Source organism: Streptomyces sp. NPDC032745 (assembly GCF_055579465.1).
On the sequence record NZ_JBVING010000001.1, the window covers coordinates 92646 to 116011 of the forward strand.

23 protein-coding genes and 1 pseudogene are annotated in these 23366 nt (G+C 72.7%); 10 read left to right on the forward strand and 14 right to left on the reverse strand.

Translation table 11 applies throughout. From position 1 onward, the window contains the following. Positions 1-155 precede the first annotated feature (155 nt). The 3 genes and pseudogenes from ACZ5WG_RS00470 to ACZ5WG_RS00480 all read right to left on the reverse strand — a co-directional run bounded on the left by ACZ5WG_RS00470 (position 156) and on the right by ACZ5WG_RS00480 (position 3198). Positions 156-362, reverse strand: a complete 207-nt coding sequence (locus ACZ5WG_RS00470) for an acyl-CoA carboxylase epsilon subunit (protein ID WP_266999597.1) — start codon at positions 360-362, stop codon at positions 156-158. 28 nt (positions 363-390) lie between these two features. Next, entirely contained in the window at positions 391-1986 is a 1596-nt protein-coding gene (locus tag ACZ5WG_RS00475; RefSeq protein ID WP_468719586.1) for an acyl-CoA carboxylase subunit beta, read from the reverse strand. A 149-nt stretch (positions 1987-2135) separates the two neighbouring features. Further along, positions 2136-3198 (reverse strand): annotated as a pseudogene (locus ACZ5WG_RS00480) (RNA-guided endonuclease InsQ/TnpB family protein). Between the two features lie 81 nt (positions 3199-3279). Here ACZ5WG_RS00480 and ACZ5WG_RS00485 point away from each other — a divergent pair. The 3 genes from ACZ5WG_RS00485 (at position 3280) to ACZ5WG_RS00495 (ending at position 6354) form a co-directional block, all read left to right on the forward strand. Next, entirely contained in the window at positions 3280-4143 is an 864-nt protein-coding gene (locus ACZ5WG_RS00485; protein WP_468719587.1) for a biotin--[acetyl-CoA-carboxylase] ligase, read from the forward strand. 129 nt (positions 4144-4272) lie between these two features. Continuing rightward, a complete protein-coding gene (locus tag ACZ5WG_RS00490) occupies positions 4273-5457 on the forward strand; it encodes an adenylate/guanylate cyclase domain-containing protein (RefSeq protein ID WP_468719588.1) in 1185 nt (394 codons plus the stop codon). A 96-nt stretch (positions 5458-5553) separates the two neighbouring features. Next, on the forward strand, positions 5554-6354 hold the full coding sequence (locus ACZ5WG_RS00495) for an enoyl-CoA hydratase/isomerase family protein (protein WP_468719589.1): 801 nt from the start codon (positions 5554-5556) through the stop codon (positions 6352-6354). A gap of 57 nt (positions 6355-6411) precedes the next feature. On the opposite strand, the gene ACZ5WG_RS00500 is transcribed toward ACZ5WG_RS00495, so the two are convergent. After that, positions 6412-7128: a hypothetical protein gene (locus ACZ5WG_RS00500; protein WP_468719591.1), complete on the reverse strand. Its 717-nt coding sequence runs from the start codon at positions 7126-7128 to the stop codon at positions 6412-6414. A 295-nt stretch (positions 7129-7423) separates the two neighbouring features. Here ACZ5WG_RS00500 and ACZ5WG_RS00505 point away from each other — a divergent pair, with 295 nt between their 5' ends. Beyond that, positions 7424-8542 carry a GGDEF domain-containing protein gene (locus tag ACZ5WG_RS00505; RefSeq protein WP_468719592.1) on the forward strand — a complete coding sequence of 373 codons (1119 nt, stop codon included), beginning with the start codon at positions 7424-7426 and terminating at the stop codon, positions 8540-8542. Positions 8543-8707: 165 nt separating this feature from the next. Then, entirely contained in the window at positions 8708-10249 is a 1542-nt protein-coding gene (gene hutH / locus ACZ5WG_RS00510; RefSeq protein WP_468720468.1) for a histidine ammonia-lyase, read from the forward strand. Positions 10250-10325: 76 nt separating this feature from the next. On the opposite strand, the gene ACZ5WG_RS00515 is transcribed toward hutH, so the two are convergent. Beyond that, positions 10326-10676 (reverse strand): hypothetical protein, encoded by a 351-nt coding sequence (locus ACZ5WG_RS00515; protein WP_468719594.1) that lies wholly within the window; start codon positions 10674-10676, stop codon positions 10326-10328. Positions 10677-10822: 146 nt separating this feature from the next. On the opposite strand from ACZ5WG_RS00515, the gene ACZ5WG_RS00520 reads away from it, so the two are divergent. From ACZ5WG_RS00520 to ACZ5WG_RS00530, 3 genes are all read left to right on the forward strand, one after another. Continuing rightward, entirely contained in the window at positions 10823-11128 is a 306-nt protein-coding gene (locus ACZ5WG_RS00520) for a hypothetical protein (protein WP_266626132.1), read from the forward strand. Between the two features lie 147 nt (positions 11129-11275). Beyond that, entirely contained in the window at positions 11276-12547 is a 1272-nt protein-coding gene (locus ACZ5WG_RS00525; protein WP_468719595.1) for a L,D-transpeptidase, read from the forward strand. Between the two features lie 96 nt (positions 12548-12643). After that, positions 12644-13648 carry a GNAT family N-acetyltransferase gene (locus ACZ5WG_RS00530; RefSeq protein WP_468719597.1) on the forward strand — a complete coding sequence of 335 codons (1005 nt, stop codon included), beginning with the start codon at positions 12644-12646 and terminating at the stop codon, positions 13646-13648. Here the strand turns inward: ACZ5WG_RS00530 and ACZ5WG_RS00535 are convergent. After that, entirely contained in the window at positions 13638-14570 is a 933-nt protein-coding gene (locus ACZ5WG_RS00535; RefSeq protein ID WP_468719598.1) for a helix-turn-helix domain-containing protein, read from the reverse strand. The two genes, ACZ5WG_RS00530 and ACZ5WG_RS00535, sit on opposite strands and share 11 nt — an antisense overlap. A 168-nt stretch (positions 14571-14738) precedes the next feature. Here ACZ5WG_RS00535 and ACZ5WG_RS00540 point away from each other — a divergent pair, with 168 nt between their 5' ends. Further along, positions 14739-15785, forward strand: a complete 1047-nt coding sequence (locus ACZ5WG_RS00540; protein WP_468719599.1) for an NAD(P)-dependent alcohol dehydrogenase — start codon at positions 14739-14741, stop codon at positions 15783-15785. Here ACZ5WG_RS00540 and ACZ5WG_RS00545 read toward each other — a convergent pair. From ACZ5WG_RS00545 to ACZ5WG_RS00570, 6 genes are all read right to left on the reverse strand, one after another. Beyond that, a complete protein-coding gene (locus ACZ5WG_RS00545) occupies positions 15752-16063 on the reverse strand; it encodes a hypothetical protein (RefSeq protein WP_468719600.1) in 312 nt (103 codons plus the stop codon). The genes ACZ5WG_RS00540 and ACZ5WG_RS00545 overlap by 34 nt on opposite strands. Beyond that, complete coding sequence (locus tag ACZ5WG_RS00550) at positions 16060-16413, reverse strand: DUF6247 family protein (RefSeq protein WP_468719602.1); 354 nt, start codon at positions 16411-16413, stop codon at positions 16060-16062. Before ACZ5WG_RS00550 ends, ACZ5WG_RS00545 begins: the two co-directional genes overlap by 4 nt. Before the next feature lie 142 nt (positions 16414-16555). Beyond that, the gene (gene msrA, locus ACZ5WG_RS00555) at positions 16556-17221 is read right to left on the reverse strand and encodes a peptide-methionine (S)-S-oxide reductase MsrA (protein WP_468719603.1); all 666 of its coding nucleotides are present in this window, start codon (positions 17219-17221) and stop codon (positions 16556-16558) included. A gap of 87 nt (positions 17222-17308) precedes the next feature. Beyond that, positions 17309-18403 carry a hypothetical protein gene (locus ACZ5WG_RS00560; protein WP_468719604.1) on the reverse strand — a complete coding sequence of 365 codons (1095 nt, stop codon included), beginning with the start codon at positions 18401-18403 and terminating at the stop codon, positions 17309-17311. Further along, complete coding sequence (locus ACZ5WG_RS00565; protein WP_468719605.1) at positions 18403-19998, reverse strand: M48 family metalloprotease; 1596 nt, start codon at positions 19996-19998, stop codon at positions 18403-18405. Before ACZ5WG_RS00565 ends, ACZ5WG_RS00560 begins: the two co-directional genes overlap by 1 nt. A gap of 200 nt (positions 19999-20198) precedes the next feature. After that, positions 20199-21305, reverse strand: a complete 1107-nt coding sequence (locus tag ACZ5WG_RS00570) for a hypothetical protein (protein WP_468719606.1) — start codon at positions 21303-21305, stop codon at positions 20199-20201. A 128-nt stretch (positions 21306-21433) separates the two neighbouring features. On the opposite strand from ACZ5WG_RS00570, the gene ACZ5WG_RS00575 reads away from it, so the two are divergent. Then, positions 21434-22591, forward strand: coding sequence for a cystathionine gamma-synthase (locus ACZ5WG_RS00575; RefSeq protein WP_468719607.1), 1158 nt, complete (start codon positions 21434-21436; stop codon positions 22589-22591). Positions 22592-22652: 61 nt separating this feature from the next. Here the strand turns inward: ACZ5WG_RS00575 and ACZ5WG_RS00580 are convergent, their stop codons facing one another. Both ACZ5WG_RS00580 and ACZ5WG_RS00585 read right to left on the reverse strand, forming a co-directional pair. Further along, complete coding sequence (locus tag ACZ5WG_RS00580) at positions 22653-22904, reverse strand: hypothetical protein (RefSeq protein ID WP_468719609.1); 252 nt, start codon at positions 22902-22904, stop codon at positions 22653-22655. After that, positions 22901-23329: a sigma factor-like helix-turn-helix DNA-binding protein gene (locus ACZ5WG_RS00585; RefSeq protein WP_468719610.1), complete on the reverse strand. Its 429-nt coding sequence runs from the start codon at positions 23327-23329 to the stop codon at positions 22901-22903. Before ACZ5WG_RS00585 ends, ACZ5WG_RS00580 begins: the two co-directional genes overlap by 4 nt. Positions 23330-23366: the final 37 nt, after the last annotated feature.

The following is a 23366-nucleotide window of genomic DNA, read 5'->3' on the forward strand; positions in this document are numbered from 1 at the left end:
TTCCCCTACAGGCCTTTTTTTTGCTCTGGTGGTTTCTTCTTGTGGGTTAAAAAAAACAGTCCTTTGTCTGTGTCCGGGGACCCGGGGGGGCCCCCCCCCCCCCCCCCCCCCCCCCCCACGGTCCGTTCACGCCATCTTCACGACCGGACGGCGGCCTAACCGGGCCAGTACGTACGGGCCCACGCGCGCGGCCCCGGCTGCGGCAGCGTCCGCCGGGCCACCCGGGCCGGCGCCGACCATTCGTCCGCCACCCGCGGCGCGCCCGACGGTGCCGAGGCCAGCACCGCCGCGCGCGCTTGGACCACCGCCAGTGCGGCGGCCAGCTCCTCGGGCGTCGGATTCCCCTTGACGACCTTGATCACCACGGAGACCTCCTGGGGTCTAGAGGGCCTAGAGGGGGATGTTGCCGTGCTTCTTCGGGGGCAGGGACTCGCGCTTGGTGCGCAGCTGGCGCAGCCCCTTGACCACGTGGGCCCGCGTCTCGGACGGCATGGTCACCGCGTCGATGTAACCGCGCTCGGCGGCCGTGTACGGGTTCAGCAGCGCGTCCTCGTACTCGGTGATGAGCCGCGCCCGGGTCTCCTCGGCGTTGCCCGCCTCCTCCGCCTCGGCGATGGCGCGGCGGTGCAGGATGTTGACCGCGCCCTGCGCGCCCATGACGGCGATCTGGGCGGTCGGCCAGGCCAGGTTCAGGTCCGCGCCGAGGTGCTTGGAGCCCATGACGTCGTACGCGCCGCCGAACGCCTTGCGGGTGATGACGGTGATCAGGGGGACGGTGGCCTCGGCGTACGCGTAGATCAGCTTCGCGCCGCGCCGGATGATTCCGTTGTACTCCTGGTCCGTGCCCGGCAGGAAGCCCGGCACGTCCACGAACGTCAGCACCGGGATGTTGAACGCGTCGCAGGTCCGCACGAAGCGGGCGGCCTTCTCGGAGGCGTTGATGTCCAGGCAGCCGGCGAACTGCATCGGCTGGTTCGCGACGATGCCCACCGGGTGCCCCTCGACCCGGCCGAAGCCGGTGAGGATGTTCGGCGCGAAGAGCGACTGGGTCTCCAGGAACTCCGCGTCGTCGAGCACGTGCTCGATCACGGTGTGCATGTCGTACGGCTGGTTCGCGCTGTCCGGGATGAGGACGTCGAGCTCGCGGTCGGCCTCGGAGACCTCGGTGTCCGCCTCCTCGGGGAAGGCGGGCGGCTCGGAGAGGTTGTTCGACGGCAGGTACGCCAGCAGGTTCTTGACGTACTCGATGGCGTCCTTCTCGTCCCCGGCCATGTGGTGGGCCACGCCCGAGGTGGAGTTGTGGGTGCGGGCGCCGCCCAGCTCCTCGAAGCCCACGTCCTCGCCGGTGACCGTCTTGATGACGTCCGGGCCGGTGATGAACATGTGCGAGGTCTGGTCGACCATCACGGTGAAGTCGGTGATGGCGGGGGAGTACACGGCGCCGCCGGCGCAGGGCCCGACGATCAGGCTGATCTGCGGGATGACGCCGGAGGCGTGGACGTTGCGGCGGAAGATCTCGCCGTACATGCCCAGCGCGCTGACACCCTCCTGGATGCGGGCGCCGCCGGAGTCGTTGATGCCGACGAGCGGGCAGCCGGTCTTCAGCGCGAAGTCCATGACCTTCATGATCTTCTGGCCGTAGACCTCGCCGAGGGCCCCGCCGAAGACGGTGAAGTCCTGCGAGAACACGGCCACCGGGCGGCCGTCCACCGTGCCGTAGCCGGTGACGACGCCGTCGCCGTAGGGGCGGGTCTTCTCCAGCCCGAAGTTGGTCGACCGGTGCCGGGCGAACTCGTCGAGCTCGACGAAAGACCCCTCGTCCAGCAGCAGGGCGACCCGCTCGCGCGCCGTCAGCTTCCCCTTGGCGTGCTGCTTCTCCACCGCGCGCGCCGACCCGGCGTGAGTGGCTTCGTCGATGCGGCGCTGCAGGTCCGCGATCTTGCCCGCGGTCGTGTGCATGTCGATCGGCTCTGAGGGTTGTGACATCGGGGTCGCGGCTCCCTGTGTGGTGTCAACTGCCTGGTCAATTGATTGACTACTGCTGGCTACTGGTGCGTAGCGTATCGGCGGGCATGGCGCTCGGCAGTGCGGCGTTTGACACACCTACTGTGGGTTGCTTGGCCTCGTCGCCTTCCCTAAGGGGAGGGGATTCCCACCCTCGCGGGTGAGGTTTCCTGCTTCACCGCGGGCTGCCGCGTCCGGGAGGACTCCCGTCGAGGTCTTACGTCCGCTCCACAGACGGTGCCCGCCAGCCCGGCGGCCAGAAGATTGACTGCTGCGTTTCCGTCCCGGTCGTGGGTGGCTCCGCACTGCGCGCATATCCACTCGCGGACGTCCAGGGCCATGCTGTCGGCGATGGCCCCGCAGGCCGAGCACAGGCGTGTGCTGGGGAACCATCGGTCCACGATGATCAACTCACGCCCGTACCAAGCAGCCTTGTACTCCAGCATTGACCGCAGCTCTCGCCACGCCCCGTCGCCGATGGCGCGGGCGAGCTTGCGGTTGCCCAGCATGTTCTTGACGGTGAGGTCTTCGATCACGAGCGTTTGGTTTTCGCGCACGAGTCGAGTCGTCAGCCGATGCAAGGAGTCCTGGCGCCGGTCCGCGATCCGCGCTTGGATCCTGGCCACCCGTACGCGGGCCTTCGCCCGGTTCTTGCTCCTGTTCTCCTTCCGCGACAGAGCCCGCTGGGCGCGGGCCAGGCGCTCCCGGTCCCTGCGCTCGTGCCTCGGATTGGGGATCTTCTCCCCCGTGGAGAGGGTGACCAGGGACGTCAGTCCGACGTCGATGCCGACCGTGTTCGCCGTGGCGGGCATGGGGGCCGGGGTGTCCTGGCAGAGCAGGGACACGAACCAGCGCCCCGCACGGTCACGGGACACCGTAACCGTGGACGGTTGCACGCCTGCGGGAAGGGGCCGGGACCAGACGATGTCCAGTGGCTCGGCCGTCTTGGCCAGCGTCAGCCGGCCGTCCGCGTAGCGGAACCCGCTGCGCGTTCCGCTTCCACGCCGTGAGCATGGCCGAGGTCTGCCCGTAGCCCACCTGCTCGCGGCGCGCCGACCATGCTTCGCTGCGGGCGGCGAGGGCGAGGTTGTAGACCTTCCGCACGCACCCGAACGTCCGCGAGAGCTCGGCTGCCTGCGCCTCATCGGGGTAGAAACGGAACCTGAATGCCCGCTTTACCGGAGATTTCCCCACAGTCCGGAAGCTAGGGTCAGTCACGATCCGAACGCAAACCCGGGTCAAAGGGTCACGTACGGCAACAGAAGGAATCCGATCATGTCATCAGAGCCCTCAGCCGGAGCTTCCGCGGGTCGTTGGTCGAGCCTTGAGCGGCCGCCGCTCAATGCCGCCGCCCTTGCGAAGGTGCTCGTCGCGCCGGGCAGCCTGTGGACCTCGGTGGAGGCCGTGCCCAGTACCGGGTCCACCAACACCGATCTCGCGGCCCGGGCCGGGCAGCTGCCCGAAGGGGCCGTGCTCGTCGCCGAGGAGCAGACCGCCGGGCGCGGGCGGCTCGACCGGAGCTGGGTCGCACCGGCCCGGTCCGGGCTGTTCTTCTCCGTCCTGCTCAAGCCGGGCGACTCCGTACCGCAGGAGCGGTGGGGGTGGCTGACCCTGCTGGCCGGGGTGGCCGCCGCGACCGGGGTGTCCCGGGCCGCCGGGGTGGACACGGCCCTCAAATGGCCCAACGACCTGCTGGTCACCGTGGAGGGGGAGGAGCGCAAGACCGGCGGCATCCTCGCCGAGCGGGTCAGCGACGGCGTGGTCCTCGGGATCGGGCTCAACGTCACGCTGACCGAGGCCGAGCTGCCCGTACCGGAAGCCGGGTCGCTGATCCTCGCCAAGGCTGCCGTGACGGACCGGGAGCCCCTGCTGAAGGCCGTACTGCGCTCCCTGGAGCACTGGTACGGGGAGTGGCGGGCGGCGGGCGGGGACCCGGCCGCCAGCGGGCTCCAGGAGGCGTACGCGGCGGACTGCGTCACGCTCGGCCGGCACGTACGGGCGGACCTGCCCGGCGGCCGCACGCTCACCGGGACGGCGGAAGCGGTGGACGCGGACGGGCGGCTCGTCGTCCGGACGGCGGAGGACCGGCACGAGACCGTGGGGGCCGGGGACGTGGTCCATCTGCGGTCGGTGCGGTAGCCGGCCGCAGCTGCAGGGAGTGGGGAGTGAGCTACGGCACACCTGCCGTATGGTTTAGGCGATCCCGGTCCTCCCGGTGATCACCCGGTTCGGCAGGGCAGTGCGCACGGAATGGACAGGAGGCGGCCCTTGACCGTCGACGACTCTACGTCCGGCGCGTCCGCCCCCCGGCCCGGCGGCCCGGGGCCCACCGGCTCGGGGTCCACCGGCCCGGGCACACCGATCGGGCGCGACCAGCACACTCCCCACCACGAGGTCGACCACACCGCACAGCCGACGGCGGACCCGCTCGCCATCCGGCTGGAGCAGCTGATCCTGGGCGCGGAGCGCCGGTACACCCCCTTCCAGGCGGCCCGCAGCGCCGGCGTGTCGATGGAGCTCGCCTCCCGCTTCTGGCGGGCCATGGGCTTCGCGGACATCGGGCAGGCCAAGGCCCTGACGGAGGCGGACGTACTGGCGCTGCGCCGGCTCGCCGGCCTCGTCGAGGCCGGGCTGCTGAGCGAGCCGATGGCCGTGCAGGTGGCCCGGTCCACCGGGCAGACCACCGCCCGGCTGGCGGAATGGCAGATCGATTCCTTCCTGGAGGGGCTCACGGAGCCGCCGGAGCCGGGAATGACCCGTACGGAGGTCACGTACCCGCTGGTCGAGCTGCTGCTGCCGGAGCTCGAGGAGTTCCTCGTCTACGTGTGGCGCCGCCAGCTGGCGGCGGCCACCGGCCGGGTCGTGCAGGTGGCGGACGACGAGGAGATGGTCGACCGGCGGCTCGCGGTGGGCTTCGCTGACCTGGTCGGCTTCACCCGGCTGACGCGGCGGCTGGAGGAGGAGGAGCTCGGCGAGCTCGTCGAGTCCTTCGAGACGACCTCGGCGGACCTGGTGGCCGCGCACGGCGGCCGACTGATCAAGACGCTCGGCGACGAGGTGCTGTACTGCGCCGACGACGCGGCGACGGCGGCGGAGATCGCGCTGCGGCTGATCGAGACGATGGAAGCCGATGCGCAGATGCCGGAGCTGCGCGTCGGCATAGCGTTCGGGACGGTGACGACCCGGATGGGCGACGTCTTCGGGACAACCGTGAACCTGGCCTCGCGGCTGACGTCGATAGCGCCGAAGGACGCGGTGCTGGTCGACGGGGCGATGGCGGAGGAGCTGGGGCGGACGGGCGCGGCGCCGGTCTCGGAGAAGGAGGCCGAGGCCGAGGAGGGCGGCGGGGCGTACCGCTTCGCACTCCAGCCGATGTGGCAGCGGCCGGTGCGCGGGCTCGGGGTCGTGGAGCCCTGGTCGCTGACGCGGAGGAAGCCCAAGAACCCCGCCTGAGCTCGTGGCGGAGCCGCGTCCGGGAACCTTGACCCGATGGCCGCCCCCCGGACTAGAGTGCGCAGATAACGCTCGTTAACCGGGAGGGTCGCAGGCATGTCTGAGCAGCGCTTCGGAGAGTTCGTCGCGGTACGCAGGGAAGGCGACGGGCACGTCGCGGAGCTGGCGATGGACCGCCCCAAGGCGATGAACGCGGTGTCGACGGAGATGGCCCGGTCCGTCGGCGCGGCCTGCGCCGCGCTCGGGGCGGACCCCTCGGTGCGGGTGGTCGTGCTCTCCTCGACCGCCGAGCGGGCGTTCTGCGTCGGGGCCGACCTCAAGGAGCGCAACTCCCTGTCGGACGCCGAGCTGGTGCAGCAGCGGCCGACCACGCGGGGCGCCTACGGGGGCGTGCTGGAGCTGCCGATGCCGACGATCGCGGCCGTGCACGGCTTCGCGCTGGGCGGCGGCTTCGAGCTGGCGCTGGCGTGTGACGTGATCGTGGCCGACGAGACGGCGGTGGTCGGCCTGCCGGAGGTCTCCGTGGGCGTGATCCCGGGCGGCGGCGGTACGCAGCTGCTGCCGCGGCGCGTGGGTGCGGCGCGGGCGGCCGAACTGATCTTCACGGCGCGTCGGGTGGAGGCGCCGGAGGCGCTGTCGCTGGGCCTGGTGGACTCGGTGGTCCCGGCGGGCACGGACCGCGAGGAAGCCCTCGCCCTCGCGGCCCGGATGGCGGCGAACTCCCCGGTGGGCCTGCGGGCGGCCAAGCGGGCCCTGCGGCTGGGGCACGGGATGGACCTGACGGCCGGCCTGGAGATCGAGGACGCGGCCTGGCGGACGGTGGCCTTCTCGGGAGACCGCGCCGAGGGCGTGGCGGCGTTCAACGAGAAGCGCAAGCCGCAGTGGCCGGGGAAGTAGGGGCAGGGACAGGGCCCGGGGCAGGGGCCGGGGCAGGGACCGGCGGGCGGGTGCCGCTCACTGGCACTTGAGGGTGACCGGCAGCACCTCCGACGAGATGGCCCCCTGCCCGCCCTGCTTCGGAACCGAGAGCTGGACGGTCACCGTGGGGGCGGGGTCCTGGGGCCTCGTGCGCGCCGGGGCGGTCACACTGAATTCCTCGACGCGCGTGGAGAAGCCGGGGAAGCGCATGGTCTTCTCGGTCCGCTTGCCTGTGCCGCTCGTCCACACGTACTTGACCGTCCCGCTGCCGCTGCCCTTGAGGGTGCCGTCGACGCGCACCTCGTGCGGCACGTTGCAGTTGACGCTGAACCCGGGGGAGTCCAGCTCCACCGTCGCTTCCGTAATGCCGGTGGGCCGGGTGACCGGCGGCCTGGGCGGCTTCTCGCAGCCGGTCTTCTGCTGGGGCGCCCCGCCCTGGCCCGTCGTGACGGTGTAATTGCCGCGCGGGACGTTCTCCTCGTCGAAGGCCCCCTGGGGGCTGGTGACGCCGTTGTACTCCTTCGGACCGGTGATCTTGACGGGGTCCCCCGGCTTGAAGTCGGTGAGCAGCAGGTCGTACTCGACCGGGTCCGTGCCGGGCGCCGCCTTCAGCGTGCAGACCGGCGCGAGGGGCGCGGTGTGGGACGCGGGCATCCGCTCCGGTGGCCCCTGCGCGGTGGCCACGGCCGGCGGGAGGGCGATCGAGGAGGCGAGGAGCGGGGCGACGAGGGCGAGACGACGGTGCCGGTTCATGCTGGTTCCCTCCTGGGCGGGACAGCGCGACGGGGCGTACGGAATGCAGAGCCGGAGTCGGCATGGGTGCGGCACGGCAGAAGGGTGCGGCGGCCGGGGTGTCGTCGACGGACTGCCCCCGGGCGGCCTGTCGGGGCGTTCGTGCGTTCGTGGCCCCGTGCCCGGACGTCCGGTTCGATTTTATGCGCGGGGGTGTGTTCCGGCAGGTCGGGCGGCTTCCCCCGGAGGTCCTGCCCCGTGCTCTGATGCTGCATCAAGCAGCACGAAAGCGGATGGAACTCCCTAACCTGGGGTGATGGGAGTCGACGGGCGGCTACGAGCCGTCGTGGGCCTGGCGCAGGCCATGGCCGCCGCATGCGCGCCGCGGGACAGTGTCCGGGCGGCCGCCCGCGGGGCCCGCCTCGCGATGGACGGCTCGTTCGCCGCGATCTCCGCGTGGGAGCGCGAGCGGGGCCGGCTGCGGGTCCTCGTGAACGAGGGGGAGCTGCGGGCAGGGGAGGAGACGTTCCCCGCGGACGAGTCGTACCCCGTCCACGACTTCCCCGAGATCACCGAGTTCCTGCACGAGCGCTGGGTCGGCGGCGGCGGCCCGCACGCCTGGGTGGAGAGCGCCGGCGGCGGCCGCCCGGGGCGCCGCGGCGAGGCCCTGCGCCGCCGCGGCCGCGGGACCTGCGTCGTCGCGCCCATCGTGCTCAGCGGGCGCGCCTGGGGCGAGCTGTACGTCGCCCGCGACGAGGGCCTGCCCGACTTCGACGAGGACGACGCCGAGTTCGCGACCGTCCTGGCCGCCGTCGTCGCTGCCGGGCTCGCGCAGAACGAGCGGCTCGAAGAGGCCCGGCGGCTCGCCTTCACCGATCCGCTGACCGGCCTGGCCAACCGCCGCGCCGTCGACATGCGGCTCGACGGGGCCCTGGAGGAGCACCGGCGGAGCGCCGCCGTGGTCAGCCTGGTGGTGTGTGACCTGAACGGGCTCAAGAAGGTCAACGACACCCTGGGACACGCCATGGGCGACCGGCTGCTGGAGCGGTTCGGGTCGGTGCTCAGCCTCTGCGGGGCCATGCTGCCCGGCGCCCTCGTCGCCCGGCTCGGCGGCGACGAGTTCTGCCTGGTGAGCGTCGGGCCCCCCGCCGACGAGGTGGTGCGGGTGACCGAGGAGCTGTGCCTGCGCGCCGCCGAGCTGGAGCTCGGGGAGGGGGTCGCCTGCGGGGTCGCCTCCACCGGAGACCCGATCGGGCTCGTGAAGTCCTCCCGGCGGCTGTTCCGGCTCGCCGACGCCGCCCAGTACAAGGCCAAGGCCGCCCGCTCGCCGAAGCCCGTCGTCGCGGGCCGGGACACCGCCGTCGTCCGGCTGGCCGATGCCGCTGCCGCGCAGGAGGTGTCGGGGGAGCGGCGCCGCTTCCGCGGCCGGCCTTGACCTGCTCCCGTGCCGGGGCGCGCGGCGCGCGTGGCGGGGGTGCCGACGGACGGAGTCCGCGCGGCGGCCCGAAGCCGGAGGGGCCCGCCGGGGCCGAGCCGCGCGAGGGAGGCGCGAAGAGGGGTGACATGAAGCGATTCAGTCCGTAGGCTGCTGAATATGGATATGCACACTGTCGTGGTGGGGACGTCCGGGACCACCGCCGAGGACGTCATCGCCGTCGCCCGCGGCAACGCGCGGATCGAGCTGTCCGGCGAGGCGCTCGACGCCCTCGCCCGTGCCCGCGAGATCGTCGACGCCCTCGCCGCCAAGCCCGAACCCGTCTACGGGGTGTCCACCGGCTTCGGCGCCCTCGCCTCCCGGCACATCAGCCCCGAGCTGCGCGCCCAGCTCCAGCGCAACATCGTCCGCTCGCACGCCGCCGGCATGGGCCCGCGCGTCGAGCGGGAGGTCGTGCGCGCCCTGATGTTCCTGCGCCTGAAGACCGTCGCCTCCGGGCACACCGGCGTCCGGCCGTCCGTCGCGCAGACGATGGCCGACGTACTCAACGCCGGCATCACGCCCGTCGTCCACGAGTACGGCTCGCTCGGCTGCTCCGGCGACCTCGCGCCGCTCTCGCACTGCGCGCTCACCCTGATGGGCGAAGGCGACGCCGAGGGTCCGGACGGGGTCGTGCGCCCCGCCGGCGAGCTGCTGGCCGCGGCCGGCATCCAGCCGGTCGTGCTGAAGGAGAAGGAGGGCCTCGCCCTCCTCAACGGCACCGACGGCATGCTCGGCATGCTGGTCATGGCCCTCGCCGACCTCGACAAGCTGTACAAGTCCGCCGACATCACCGCCGCGCTGACCCTCGAGGCGCTCCTCGGCACCGAGAAGGTGCTGGCGCCCGAGCTGCACGCCATCCGCCCGCACCCGGGCCAGGGCGCCTCCGCCGCGAACATGGCCGCCGTCCTGAAGGGCTCCGGGCTCACCGGGCACTTCCAGGAGGAGTCCGCCCCGCGCGTGCAGGACGCGTACTCGGTGCGCTGCGCCCCGCAGGTCGCCGGCGCCGGCCGCGACACCATGGCGCACGCCGCCCTGGTCGCCTCGCGCGAGCTGGCCTCCTCGGTCGACAACCCGGTGGTGCTGCCCGACGGGCGCGTGGAGTCCAACGGCAACTTCCACGGCGCCCCGGTCGCGTACGTCCTGGACTTCCTGGCCATCGCGGCGGCCGACCTCGGCTCCATCGCCGAGCGCCGCACCGACCGGCTGCTCGACAAGAACCGCTCGCACGGCCTGCCGCCGTTCCTGGCGGACGACGCCGGTGTCGACTCCGGTCTGATGATCGCCCAGTACACGCAGGCCGCCCTGGTCAGCGAGATGAAGCGGCTGGCCGTGCCGGCCTCCGCCGACTCGATCCCGTCCTCCGCCATGCAGGAGGACCACGTCTCGATGGGCTGGTCGGCCGCGCGCAAGCTCCGTACCGCCGTCGACAACCTGACCCGCATCATCGCGATCGAGCTGTACGCGGCCACCCGGGCCATCGAGCTGCGCCACGGGCTCACCCCGGCCCCGGCCAGCCGGGCCGCCATCGCGGCGGCTCGGGCGGCCGGCGTGGAGGGTCCCGGGCCGGATCGTTTCCTCGCCCCCGACCTGGCGGCCGCCGACGCGTTCGTCCGTACGGGCGGCCTCGTCGCCGCGGTGGAGCCGGTGACGGGTCCGCTCGCCTAGCCGTATCGCTGCCGCGAAGGGCCGGCCCCGGGAATCGTCTCCCGGGGCCGGCCCTTCGGTGTCCGCCCGTACGGGGCTACGCGCGCGAGCGGTGTACGGAGAAGGTGACGAACCCGGCCCCGAGGCCCAGGCAGAGCGTGCCGCCCAGCAGGTACGGGGCGGTGTCGATCCCACCGGTGTCCGCGAGCCCGAGGGACACCTGGCCGGCGGTCTGCGGGGAGGCGCCCGCGGGATCGGTCACGAGCGTCGTCACCGATCCGGGCCCGGGCGCGTTGGCGGACTCCGGCGCGGCGGAACCGGAATCGGACGCCGTGGAACCGGGCGCCGCGGACCCCGGCGCGGTGGCGTTGGCCGAGGGCACGAACCACAGGGCGGCGAGGAGGGTGGTCGCTCCGAGAGCGGTGAGCAGCGGTCGACGTGCGGACACGGTGCGATCCCCCTTGCGGAAGCAGCGAATTGGCCGTGTGCGGTGATGCTACGGACAAGGGCGGGTCGTGGGAAAGTCGGGGCTTCCCCGGGCTTAGTCTCCGTCGTATGAACCCTTCTGACACATCACGATACGTACGGCTTCGGGTGGATTTGGTACTGGAGGTGCCCGACCCCGAGGCGCTCACCGGAGCCGCGCTCGAGCACATCGAGGCCGACGAGTTCATGCCGGACGAGGAGCGCGGCCACGCCGAGTCGGCCGTACGGGAGGACGAGTCGGAGGCGCTCGCGTACCTCGTCGACCCCACTGACCTGGTCGCGGACATCCCCGGCGTGGAGCTGGCGCAGGCCTCCTGGAGCAGCGAGCCCGTCGAATACGACCCCGAGTCCATGGAGTGGGACCTGGGCGAGGAAGATGGGGACTTCGACGAAGAGACGACCGACAACGCCTGACCGTGTGGTTGCCCACATTCAAACGGAATGTGGAACCGATCCGGGCCTTCAACGCGTTGACTGGTGCGAGGCAGGGGGCGTGTCTCCCTGCCTCGATCGGGGCACCACCCGGCGCCGGCCGGGGGAAGCTCGGGGGTTCAGGCAACGATGGAGTGGCGTGTGAGGACGGACAAGAAGCGGCGGAGAAGGTCCCTCGTGGCCATATCCGCCGTACTCGGTGGCGTGCTGGTGCTCTCGGCGTGCGGCGGTGGCGACGACAAGCCGAAGGGCGGCGGGGACGCGGGCAGCAAGTCCCAGTCGGACGTGGACGCGGCCGCGGCCAAGGACGCCTCCAAGGCCAAGATAACGATCACGCCCAAGGACGGCGCGACCAACGTGGGCCTGAACGACGCGACCAACGTCGCCGTCGGTGACGGCACCCTCACGGCGGTCGAGCTGAAGACCTCCGAGGGCACGGCCGTGCCCGGCAAGATAGCCGCCGACGGCAAGAGCTGGAAGCCGGACGCCGCGCTGAAGCGCTCCACGAAGTACGCCCTGTCGGCGAGCGCCAAGGACGCCTCCGGCAAGGAGGCGCACGAGAACGCCTCCTTCACCACCGTCTCCCCGGAGAACAGCTTCGTCGGCTCGTTCATACCGGACGACGGCCAGACCGTCGGCGTGGGCATGCCCGTCTCGATCACGTTCAACAAGCCGATCAAGGACCAGAAGGCGGTCCAGGCGGCCATCTCCGTCACCTCCAGCAGCGGCCAGGAGGTCGTCGGGCACTGGTTCAGCGCGCAGCGCCTGGACTTCCGCCCCGAGCAGTACTGGCAGGCCGGCTCCACCGTCACGCTGAAGCTGGCGCTGGAGGGCGTTCAGGGCGCCCCCGGCGTGCAGGGTGTGCAGAACCGGACCGCCACCTTCAAGATCGGCCGCAGCCAGGTCTCCACGGTCGACGCGAAGACGAAGAAGATGACCGTCACCCGGGACGGCGCGGTCCTCAAGACCATCCCGATCTCGGCGGGTTCCCCGGAGAACCCGACGTACAACGGCCAGATGGTGATCTCCGAGAAGTTCAAGGAGACCCGGATGGACGGCTCGACCGTCGGCTTCAAGAACAGCGAGGGCAAGGGCGAGTACGACATCAAGGACGTCCCGCACGCGATGCGGCTGTCCCAGTCCGGCACGTTCATCCACGGCAACTACTGGGGATCGGACTCGATCTTCGGCAGCGTGAACACGAGCCACGGCTGCGTCGGCCTGAACGACGCCCAGGGTGCCAACGACCCGAACCAGCCCGCGGCCTGGTTCTACGACAACTCGCTGATCGGCGACGTGGTCACGGTGGTCAACTCCCCGGACAAGACCATCAAGCCCGAAAACGGCCTCAACGGCTGGAACATGAGCTGGGCGGACTGGAAGGCCGGCACGGCCTCCTGATCCCACCCCGGTCCCGACCGAACTCCCGCGGATGGCGGGGAGCCCCTGACGGAGGCTCCCCGCCATCCGGCGTCTGCGGGGGCTAAGGTCCGAGTCATGACGTTCGCCCTCACCCAGCTGTCCCTGCCGCCGACCGACGCCGAGGTGGACGCCTGGGCGGCGGTCCTGACCGCGGCGCACGCCGCCGACCTGCCCGGCGTACCCGTACCGACCCGGGTGGAGATCGCCGGACGGCTGCGCGTGCCGCCGGCCGCCGGCCGCTTCACGCACTTCGCGGCGGACGAAGGCGTGGCGAGCCTGCTCCTGTTCACGGACGCAGACAATGCGCACACCGCCTCGCTGGACGTGCTGCAGGTACGCCCGGACGCGCGGCGGCGGGGGATCGGCACGGCCCTGTGGCTCCGGGCCCGCGAGGAACTGCTGGCCCAGGGCCGCACCTCCGTCTCCACCATGGCCGACCTGGGCGGGGCGGGACAGGCGTTCGCCGAGTCGCTGGGCTTCGAGAACGTGCTGCCGCTCGCCTGGTACGTGCAGGACGTGCAGGCCGGGGCGGCGGGGCCGGCGGCGGCGGGGCCAGCGGCGGCGGGGCCGGCGGCGGCCGCGGAGCCCGAACTCCCGGCGGGCTACGCGCTGGTGTGCTGGGAGGGCCTGGTCCCGGACGCGTGGGTGGCCGCGGCCGCCGTCGCCCACGGGTCGATGGAGGACGCGCCGACCGGCGACATGGACGAGCAGCCCCCGGCCTGGACCCCGCAACGCCTGCACACGGTGCAGCGGCTGGTCCTGGACCGCGGCGGCCGGATGCTCATGGCCGCGGCGGTGACCCCCGCCGGCGAGGTGGCCGCGTACACGTCCCTGGTGCTCCCGGACCCGGCCGCCGCGCGCGCCCTCCAGTACGACACGGCGGTCGTTCCGGCCCACCGCGGCCGCGGCCTCGGGCGCACGGTCAAACTCCGCATGCTGGGGGAGGCCACGGCCCGCTTCCCCGCCCTCCGCGAGATCGCCACCTCGGTGGCGGACGAGAACACCCCGATGCGCGCGGTGAACGCCGCCCTGGGCTACCGCCGCGAACGCGCGGCGGGCATCTTCCAGATCAAGCTGTAGCCCCGTCCGCGTCCGCCGGGGCCGGGGCGGACGAGGCCGGGGCGGACGAGGCCGAAGAGATGGCAGGGGCGGACGGGGCCGACCACGAGGCCAGCAGCCGCAGGGCGTCCGCCGAGGGCGAGCCCGCAGCGGCATGGAAGGTCACCAGGAACTGCGCCGAATCGTCCGGCAGCGCCAGGGTCTCGAAGGCCAGGTCCAGCTCACCCACCAGCGGGTGCCGCAGCCGCTTCACCCCGTGCGTCTTGTTGTCCGCCACCGTGTGCGCCGCCCACAGCCGCCGGAACTCCTCGTTCTTCACCGACAGCTCCCCGACCAGCGCGGACAGCTGCTCGTCCTCCGGGTGCTGGCCCGCGTACATGCGCAGGTTGCTCACCACCTCGCAGGCCCGGCACTCCCACTCCACGTACAGCTCGGCCGTCGCAGGATCCAGGAACACCTGCCGTACCAGGTTGCGCTCCTGCGGCGGCAGCGCCCCGAAATCGCCGAAGACCGCGGCCGCCAGCCGGTTCCAGCCGATCACGTCCTGGCGCCGCCCCACCAGGTACGCCGGCACCCCCTCCATCGCGTCCAGCAGCGTCCGCAGCTCCGGGCGGACGTGCTGCGCGCGGTGCTGCTTGCCGCGGTGCCTGCGGGGCCGGGGGCTGGCCAGGTGGTTCAAGTGGGCCGTCTCCGTGCCGTCCAGGCGCAGGGCGCGGGCGATCGCGTCCAGCACCTCCGCCGACACGTTCTGTCCGTGCCCCTGCTCGAGCCGCGTGTAGTACGCCACCGACACGCCCGCCAGCTGCGCCAGCTCCTCGCGGCGCAGCCCGGGTACGCGGCGGTGGCGCCCGTAGTCCGGCAGGCCCACGTCCGCGGGCCGCAGCCGCGCACGGCGGGAACGGAGGAACTCGCCCAGTTCGGCACGCTGATCAAGCTGGTCCATGACGCCAGTATCGCCGGGCGGCCCGCGCGGCGTGGACGTGTTCCTGACCCCGCCAGGGGTAGGACCGCCAGTCCTAGGCAGGACAGGGGTCTGGGTGACGCAGGCCAGGTCCGCAATCGTTGCTCGCACCGCAGACCGTCCGCAGCAGCGTTCGAGGAGTCTTCACCCATGTCCGTCACCCAGGTCGCCGCCTACGCCGCTCCCGCCGCGAAGGCCCCGCTGGAGCGCACCACCGTCCCGCGCCGCCCCGTCGGCGAGCACGACGTCCTCATCGAGATCAAGTACGCCGGCATCTGCCACTCCGACATCCACCAGGTCCGCGACGGCTGGGGCGAGGGCATATACCCGATGGTCCCGGGCCACGAGATCGCCGGTGTCGTCACCGAAGTCGGCCCGGGCGTCACGAAGTTCGCGGTCGGCGACCACGTCGGCGTCGGCTGCTTCGTCGACTCCTGCCGTGAGTGCGAGTACTGCCTGCGCGGGCAGGAGCAGTACTGCGCGCAGGGCATGACCGGCACGTACAACGCCCGCGACAAGAAGGGCGAGCCGACGTACGGCGGCTACTCCACGCACGTGGTCGTCGACGAGAACTACACCGTCCGCATCCCCGACGGCCTCGCCCTCGACGTCGCCGCCCCGCTGCTGTGCGCCGGGATCACCCTCTACTCCCCGCTCAGGCACTGGCAGGCGGGCCCGGGCAAGAAGGTCGCGATCGTCGGTCTCGGCGGCCTCGGGCACATGGGCGTGAAGATCGCGGCCGCCCTCGGCGCGGAGGTCACCGTCCTCTCCCAGTCCCTGCGCAAGCAGGAGGACGGCCTGCGGCTCGGCGCCTCGCACTACTACGCCACGAGCGACGAGACCACCTTCGAGAAGCTGGCCGGCAGCTTCGACCTGGTCATCTCCACCGTCTCGGCCCCGCTCGGCCTCGACGCGTACCTCGGCCTGCTGAAGGTCGACGGCGCGCTGGTGAACGTCGGCGCCCCGGAGGAGCCGGTCGAGGTGAACCTGTTCTCGGTCATCACCGGCCGCAAGACCCTCGCCGGCTCGATGATCGGCGGCATCGCCGAGACGCAGGAGATGCTGGACTTCTGCGCCGAGCACGGCCTCGGCTCGGAGATCGAACTGATCCGCGCCGACGAGATCAACGAGGCGTACGAGCGTGTCCTGGCCAGCGACGTCCGCTACCGCTTCGTCATCGACGCCTCGACGATCTGACCGGCCTGCTCCAGCGCGGCGGCGAGCCGGTCCCGGGTGGCCGTCTGCCCGGCGGCCACTTCACCGTCCAGGAAGTAGAACCAGCCGCCGGCGGCGTCCATGCGGCGCAGACCACCTGGCCGTGGGCCGTTTCCGAGGTCACTGACGTCGATGCCCGTACGGGCAAGGTCTACGAGCTGGCCGGCCAGGCGTTCCACCTCGGCCACCACGTGAGCGGGGATGCCGCCCGCCACGTGGTCGTGGTCGGGGTCGTATTCCCAGTGCCAGTCGCTGCTCACCGGGCCGGAAGACCGACGGCCGCGTGTGCCGCGTCCAGAATCCGCCCGATCCGGGAAGCGGCTTGCCGTGCCTGGGCTGCGTCGCCCGACTCGGCGGCGTCTTCCCAGCGGCGGAGGTCCGCTGCCAGGTCGGGTTGCCGCTGGATGTGCACATAAACGGCCCACTGGGCGATGAACCGCTGAAGCGGTGCCAGATCGGACCCTTGCCGGGACTGGTCGGCCGCTTGGTCCAGCTCCTGAGTGAACGCCGGCAGGGCGGCAGGTGCGATCTGGCGGATGGCCTGCCGCAGCGTGGCAACCGTGGCAGGGGGCTGGGGGATGAGCGGTTGCCCGGCGGCGGAGGTGGTCATGACTACTCCCATGGGCGCGATTCTGATCCCGGACGTCAGCGTATCGGGCGTGAACGCCTGTCCCTCTGCTCGAACGAGTGAAGGACTTCCGGCGCCGCCGCTCGACAGGTGAGGGCCGCGCCGGAGCTCCCGGGCGGGAAGGTCAGCCTTGGGCCTTGGCCACGCCGATCGGGCAGCTGACGCCCGTACCGCCGATGCCGCAGTAGCCGTCGGGGTTCTTGTCGAGGTACTGCTGGTGGTAGGGCTCTGCCGGCCAGAAGGGGCGCTCTGCCGCCGGGAGGACGGCCGTCGTGATGTCGCCGTAGCCCGAGGACGCCAGGACCTGCTGGTACGCGGCGCGGGAGGCCTCGGCCTCGGCCTGCTGGGCCTCGGAGTGGGTGTAGATCGCCGAGCGGTACTGGGTGCCGACGTCGTTGCCCTGGCGGAAGCCCTGGGTCGGGTCGTGGGACTCCCAGAACAGCTTCAGGAGGGTGGCGTACGAGACCTGCGCCGGGTCGAAGACCACGCGGACGACCTCGGTGTGGCCGGTCAGGCCCGAGCACACCTCCTCGTACGTCGGGTTCTCGGTGAAACCGCCCTGGTAGCCGGCCAGCGTGGTCCACACCCCCGGGGTCTGCCAGAACTTGCGCTCCGCGCCCCAGAAGCAGCCCAGGCCGAAGTCGGCCACCTGGAGGTGGGCGGGGTAGGGCCCCGCGAGGGGGTTGCCGAGAACGGTGTGCCGGTCCGGGAGCGAGAACTGCTGGGTCGCGCGGCCCTGCAGGGCCTCCTCGCGGGTGGGGAGCTCGGGCGTGCGGCGGTACGAGAACATGATTCCCTCCTAGTGGTTCTCCCTTAACGGGCGGGGGCGGGCCGGGATTCCCCCCGGCCCGCCCCCGGCCACCACGTCAGACTTCCGTCATTTCTGCGTGACCGCCCGCCGCACGCTGAAGTCCCTCGCCTGCACGTACCGCGCCTTCGCGTCCGCCGAGTAGGTCCACGGCGTCGCCCCGATGTACCCGTCGACGGCGCGGAACTGCTCCACGGCCTCCGTGTACCGGTCCTGCCAGTACAGGTTCCACGCCAGCATGTGCCGTACCCGGGGCACCCGCCGGTCGGCCGGGTCCGCCGCCGCCACGTCCGCGAGCGCCGCGTCCGTGGCCGCCACGATCTCCGGCCGCTTGTAGTAGACGCCCGGGTCGAGCTCCGACTCCGACATCTCGTACTCCAGGTACGCGTACAGCGGCAGCAGCGACAGCAGCTCACCCGGCGCGCCCGCGGCGGCCGACCGCTGCGCGAACGCCTCCGCCTCCTCGTGCGAGCCGCGCCACTTGCGGCACCAGTACTGCAGCGCGCCGGTGTGCGCCGCCAGCACCTTCGGACCGCGCCCCACGATCTGCGCCCACAGCTGCCCGTACCGCTCGTGGGAGTACCCCAGCGCCATGGCGACCGGCTGCTCGAGCATGTACGGCACCGGGTCCGCCGGGTCGGCGAGCCGCTGGGCCTCGTGCATCGCCTCCTGCGAGGCGGCGATCAGCCGGTGGAAGTTCCGGAACTGCTCCTGCGTCGTGTTCTTCGCGCTCAGCGAGCCGCGCACGTTCCACGCCACCAGCACCGACGCGTCCGCGTGCACCGCCGCCGCCGTCGGGTCCTGCGGCCGCGCCGCGCGCCAGGCCAGCAGCCAGGCGTCGTCCTCGGCGGCCAGCTCGGCCAGTTCCCGTACGCGCCGGATCCGCTCGTCCCAGTTCTGCCCGGCCGCGTCCGCCCAGGATGCGCCGGCCTGCCAGTCGCCCGCCCGTACGGCGTCCAGCGCGGCCGTGTCCGCAGGCAGGAGCGGGGACCCGTGGTCGGTGTCGAGCTGCTCGGCCGGGGCGAAGCCCAGCGCGACCGCCGCCAGGCCGTCGGCCCGGCTCGCCCGGCGGCGCCCGCCGGCGCCGCCGCCGCCCTTGCGGGCGCGCAGCAGCTTGTAGGCGCCGCTGATCAGGAGGATGCCGAGGATGATCAGGCCGAGCATCAGACGAGCACCAGCTTCCGCAGGGGTCCGGTGTCGGGCAGGTCCGCGACGAGCGCGTCCAGTGCGAGCTCCAGCTGCTCCTCGAACCCGTCGGCCGCGTACCGCAGGGCGGCCGAGTCGGACCAGGACAGCTGCCAGCGGGCGGCGCCGCGGGCCGTCAGCTCGGCCGTGACCAGCTGCTTCAGGGCGCGCCGCAGCACGGGGCGGGTGAACTCGCGGGCGGCGCGGCCGGTGGCGGCCGCGGCCTCCTCGGACTTCGGGAAGCGGTCGGCGATCCGCCAGCGCAGCGCCGGGTCGGCGTCGACGGCGTCCAGCAGGGCCGCCAGCTCCGGGGCCGTGCCCTCGGCGGCGACGGCCTCGCGGATCTCCTGGGCACCCTGGCCGACGTACCGGGTCATGCTCTCGTGGACGAGGTCCGCCCAGTCCACGCGGGTGAGCGCGAGCGCCTCCGGGGTCAGGACCGCCTGCTCCAGCGCCGCCAGCGCGGCCTGCGGGGAGGCGAGCAGCTCGAGCGCCGGCCGGGTCGCCTGCGCGCCGCGGCCGTCGTCGGGCAGGGCCTCGATGCGGGCCACGCGCTCGGCGAGCGCGGGGTGGGAGTCGTACGGGGAGGTGGGCTCGGTGGACAGCTCGCGGCGCAGGCCGTCCAGTTCGTCCGAGCGGGCGTCGAGCAGCTGCCGCAGGCCGCCGAAGACCTGGCCGGAGGGCGGCAGCAGGCCGGCGCCGACGCCGAGGGTGGCGTACGAGTCCATGTAGAAGTCGTGCGCGGGGCCGAGGGCGTTGAGTTCGCGCAGCGCGGAGGCGGCGGCGTCGCGGCCGGCGACGCGGACCGAGGCCAGGTCGGCGGCGAGTTCCTGGCGGCGGCCGCCGGAGAGGGTGGCGCGCATGTAGAAGCGCGCGTACGCCGTGTAGATCTTCGCCATGGCCCGGTACATCGCGCCCTGGCCGGCGGTGTCGACCTCCTTGGCCTTCTTGCCCTTCGCGAGCCGCTTCTCGGCCGCCTTCTCCTGCCGGGCCCGCTCCTTGGCGACCTTGGTGTCGGCGCGGTCGTGGAAGTGGCCGATGGTGCGGATCAGCTGGGCGCGGCCGCGGGCGATCAGCGGGGTGAGGCGGGTGTCGAGGTTGGCGTAGTGGCCCATCTCGTGGGCGAGTACGGCGCGCAGCTGCATCTCGTCCAGGCCCGTCATCAGGGGCAGGCCCAGGTAGAGGCGGCGGGTGCCGGACTTCAGGCCCAGCAGCCGGGCGTCCTCGCTGACGGCCGCGTTGACCTCGTCGATGAGCAGGATCTCGTCCGGGGCGCGGGTGCCGACCTGGGCCGCGATGTCGCGGACGGTCTGCCACAGGACGGGTTCCTGCTGCTCGGTGACGGGCACGCCGGGCTGCGGGTCGCCCTTGGGGGTGCGGAGCATGAGCATGCCGCGCACGATGGGGACCGCGAGGACCACCGAGACGATGAGGATCTTGAAGGCGATGCCGCCGTGCAGCCAGGCGACGGTGGCCCAGTCGGCGGCCGCGAGCACGCCGAGCAGGATGAAGCCGAGCAGGTAGAAGCCTGCGAGCAGGACGAGGGCGCGCAGCGCGCGCAGTGAAGCGCCCATATGGACGGATCCCCCCACGGGACGAAGTGGTGCAGGTGTATGTGCGGATGCTGCGGGTGTGCCGCGGGCGCGCGGTGGTCGGCCGGGCCCGGGCGGTCACGCCGGGTCATCATGCGGCCCGCAGATCTTTACAGCAACCTTATTCCCCTCGATTCCGCAGGTGGGGGCCAGGGGGCCAGGGGGCCAGGGGGGCGGCCTCTTCAGTGCGGCAGCGTCGCCGGGGAGCCGCCGTTGGCCTCGTAGCCCGCCACCGCCAGGGCGCGGTACACCGCGTACTGCGCCGCCGGGTCCGGGGAGACCGACCACGGCAGGGCGCCGACGTAGCCGTCGATGTGGCGGACCTGCTCCATCGCCTCCGCCCAGCGCTCCATCGGCACCAGGAACGACAGCAGCATGTGCCGTACGTGCGCCAGCATCGGGTCGTCCTGGCGGGCGGTGTGCACCGCGTACAGCGCGCCCTCCACCGCCCGGGTCACGACGGCGCCCTGCCAGAAGTTCGTCAGGACGACCTCCGGGACGTGCTCGTACACCGCGAACAGCGGCAGCGCCGCCAGCAGCGAGCCCTGCGGGGCGCGGGCCGCCGCCGCGTGCGCGAAGGCGTCCGCCTTCTCCCGCGAGCCGTGCCACTTCTCGCACCAGTAGTGCAGGGCCGCCAGGTGCGCGCCCATGTGCGCCGGCGCGACGTCGATGACCTTCGCCCAGAGGGCGTCGAACTCCGCCTCCGAGTACCCGAGCGCCCGCGCGACCGCCAGCTCCGTGATGTGCGGGACGGGGTCGCCCGGGGCCAGCAGCGCCGCCTTGCGGCACGCCTCCCGGGCCTCCTCCAGGATGATCCGGTGGTCCGTGGAGCCCACGCCGCCCGAGTGCCGCCACGCCTGCTGCACGAGCAGCTCCGCGTGCACCTGCGCGCCGCCGGCGTCCTTCTCGGCCTCCAGCCGCCAGGCCTTCAGCCACTGCGCGCCCACGCCGGGCCGCTCCACCAGCTCCAGCGCCGCCGCGCCGCCGAAGGCCTGGATGCGCTGCCAGCGCAGTTCGCCCTCCTTCTGGGTCCCGGCCAGCAGCTGGGACGCGGCCTGCCACCGGCCGCTGCGCTGCACGGCTTCCAGGGCGTCCATCAGGTCCTCGTCGGGGCCCGGGACGCGGATGTCCAGGTGCTCCTGGCGGGCGAAACCGTAGTTCTCCGGGTCGGCCGCGTCAGGGCTGCCCGGCGCGACCAGGCGTACGCCGCCACCCCGCCGGCGCCGTATGTACGGGCTGAAGGCGGCCACGAGCAGGCCGAGCGCGATCAGGAACCACAGAATCTCCATGCCCCCAAGCGAACCAGACGCACCGGCGCAAAGGCCAATGCCGCACCAGCGCCCCGCCGTCGGCCGTGCGCTGCCGCACCACCGGGTGTGCAGTGGGCTCGTCGGCGGCCGGGGCATAGCATCGGCCCATGAGCGACGACAGCCATGAGCACCAGAGCTTCGAGACCCGCGCGATCCACGCGGGCAACACGGCGGACCCGCTGACCGGCGCGGTCGTGCCCCCGATCTACCAGGTGTCCACGTACAAGCAGGACGGCGTCGGCGGACTGCGCGGCGGCTACGAGTACAGCCGCAGCGCGAACCCGACCCGGACCGCGCTGGAGGAGAACCTCGCGGCGCTGGAGGGCGGCCGGCGCGGCCTCGCCTTCGCGTCCGGGCTCGCCGCCGAGGACTGCCTGCTGCGTACGCTGCTTTCCCCGGGCGACCACGTGGTCATCCCGAACGACGCGTACGGCGGCACCTTCCGCCTCTTCGCGAAGGTCGTCTCCCGCTGGGGCGTGGAGTGGTCGGTGGCCGACACCTCCGACCCGGCGTCCGTACGGGCCGCCCTGACCCCGAAGACGAAGGTCATCTGGGTCGAGACCCCCTCCAACCCGCTGCTCGGCATCACCGACATCGCGGTCGTCGCCGACATCGCGCGGTCGGCCGGCGCCAAGCTGGTCGTGGACAACACCTTCGCCTCGCCCTACCTCCAGCAGCCCCTCGCGCTCGGCGCGGACGTGGTCGTGCACTCGCTGACCAAGTACATGGGCGGCCACTCCGACGTGGTCGGCGGCGCGCTGGTCACCGCGGACGCGGCGCTCGGCGAGGAACTGGCCTACCACCAGAACGCGATGGGAGCCGTGGCCGGCCCCTTCGACTCCTGGATCGTGCTGCGCGGCATCAAGACGCTGGCCGTCCGCATGGACCGGCACGCGGAGAACGCGGCGAAGATCGCCGAGATGCTGACCCGGCACCCCAAGGTGCACAAGGTCCTCTACCCGGGTCTGGCCGAGCACCCGGGCCACGAGATCGCCGCCAAGCAGATGCGCAACTTCGGCGGCATGATCTCCTTCTGCGTCGTCGGCGGCGAGCAGGCGGCGGTCGATGTCTGCGCCCGCACCAAGATCTTCACCCTGGCCGAGTCCCTCGGCGGCGTCGAGTCCCTCATCGAGCACCCGGGCCGCATGACCCACGCCTCGGTGGCCGGCTCGGCCCTGGAGGTCCCGGCGGACCTGGTCCGCATCTCCGTCGGCATCGAGAACGCCGACGACCTGCTGGCGGACCTGACCCAGGCCCTCGGCTAGCCGTCCCTTCGCGGCCTTCGCGGCCTTCGCGGCCTTCACGCCGACAACCGCCGAGCGGTGGTCACCAGCCCTCCAGGGGCGGGGAGACACCGCTCGGCGGGATCTCCCACGGCCGGGCCAGCGAGGCCCACACGGCGAAGGCCACCGCCGCCGCGAACAGCAGGGTCCAGCCGGCCCGGCGCAGGGCCCGGCGGCGGCGCAGCAGCCGGTCCCCGCGAGCCGCGGCACTGGCCGCCAGCCCGGCCGGGACCACCGGGTGGGGGCCCTCCAGCAGCCGCCTGACCTGGTCCTCCTTGCGGTCGGGGACGCTCATGCCGCCTCCCGCGAGCGCATCGCGGCCACGGCCCGGTTGCACAGCACCCGCACCCGCTCGACCGGCAGCCCCAGCTGCGCGGCGGTGACCTCCTCCGCGACGCCCTCGTACACGCGCAGCACCAGCACGAGCCGTTCCAGCGGGCCGAGCCGGGCGAGCAGCCCCCTGCCGCCGTGGTGTCGCCAGCCGGTGCGGGCGAAGGCGTCGCACAGCTCCCGGCGGGTGTGGTCGTACGGGTCGTCGCCGCGCACCCGGCGCCAGTGCGCGTACGTACGGGCCAGCGCGTCCGCGAGCAGCCGGCGGGCGGCGGCGGGCTCGGTCTCCGGCTCGGCCGTCAGCAGGACGGCGACGTGCAGGAGCCGCCCCGCCGCACCCGCGACGAAGGCTTCGAACTCCGCGTAGGCGCCCGGCCCGTGGTCGTCCACAGGCCACATAGTGCGGGCAGCGGGACCGCCCCGGTCA

Coding starts and splice junctions, on each gene's coding strand:
- ACZ5WG_RS00475 (WP_468719586.1), bottom strand. CDS start 1,986: ATGTCACAACCCTCAGAGCCGATCGACATGCACACGACCGCGGGCAAG.
- ACZ5WG_RS00485 (WP_468719587.1), top strand. CDS start 3,280: ATGTCATCAGAGCCCTCAGCCGGAGCTTCCGCGGGTCGTTGGTCGAGC.
- ACZ5WG_RS00495 (WP_468719589.1), top strand. CDS start 5,554: ATGTCTGAGCAGCGCTTCGGAGAGTTCGTCGCGGTACGCAGGGAAGGC.
- ACZ5WG_RS00500 (WP_468719591.1), bottom strand. CDS start 7,128: ATGAACCGGCACCGTCGTCTCGCCCTCGTCGCCCCGCTCCTCGCCTCC.
- ACZ5WG_RS00505 (WP_468719592.1), top strand. CDS start 7,424: ATGGGAGTCGACGGGCGGCTACGAGCCGTCGTGGGCCTGGCGCAGGCC.
- hutH (WP_468720468.1), top strand. CDS start 8,708: ATGCACACTGTCGTGGTGGGGACGTCCGGGACCACCGCCGAGGACGTC.
- ACZ5WG_RS00525 (WP_468719595.1), top strand. CDS start 11,276: ATGGAGTGGCGTGTGAGGACGGACAAGAAGCGGCGGAGAAGGTCCCTC.
- ACZ5WG_RS00530 (WP_468719597.1), top strand. CDS start 12,644: ATGACGTTCGCCCTCACCCAGCTGTCCCTGCCGCCGACCGACGCCGAG.
- ACZ5WG_RS00535 (WP_468719598.1), bottom strand. CDS start 14,570: ATGGACCAGCTTGATCAGCGTGCCGAACTGGGCGAGTTCCTCCGTTCC.
- ACZ5WG_RS00540 (WP_468719599.1), top strand. CDS start 14,739: ATGTCCGTCACCCAGGTCGCCGCCTACGCCGCTCCCGCCGCGAAGGCC.
- ACZ5WG_RS00550 (WP_468719602.1), bottom strand. CDS start 16,413: ATGACCACCTCCGCCGCCGGGCAACCGCTCATCCCCCAGCCCCCTGCC.
- msrA (WP_468719603.1), bottom strand. CDS start 17,221: ATGTTCTCGTACCGCCGCACGCCCGAGCTCCCCACCCGCGAGGAGGCC.
- ACZ5WG_RS00560 (WP_468719604.1), bottom strand. CDS start 18,403: ATGCTCGGCCTGATCATCCTCGGCATCCTCCTGATCAGCGGCGCCTAC.
- ACZ5WG_RS00565 (WP_468719605.1), bottom strand. CDS start 19,998: ATGGGCGCTTCACTGCGCGCGCTGCGCGCCCTCGTCCTGCTCGCAGGC.
- ACZ5WG_RS00570 (WP_468719606.1), bottom strand. CDS start 21,305: ATGGAGATTCTGTGGTTCCTGATCGCGCTCGGCCTGCTCGTGGCCGCC.
- ACZ5WG_RS00575 (WP_468719607.1), top strand. CDS start 21,434: ATGAGCGACGACAGCCATGAGCACCAGAGCTTCGAGACCCGCGCGATC.
- ACZ5WG_RS00580 (WP_468719609.1), bottom strand. CDS start 22,904: ATGAGCGTCCCCGACCGCAAGGAGGACCAGGTCAGGCGGCTGCTGGAG.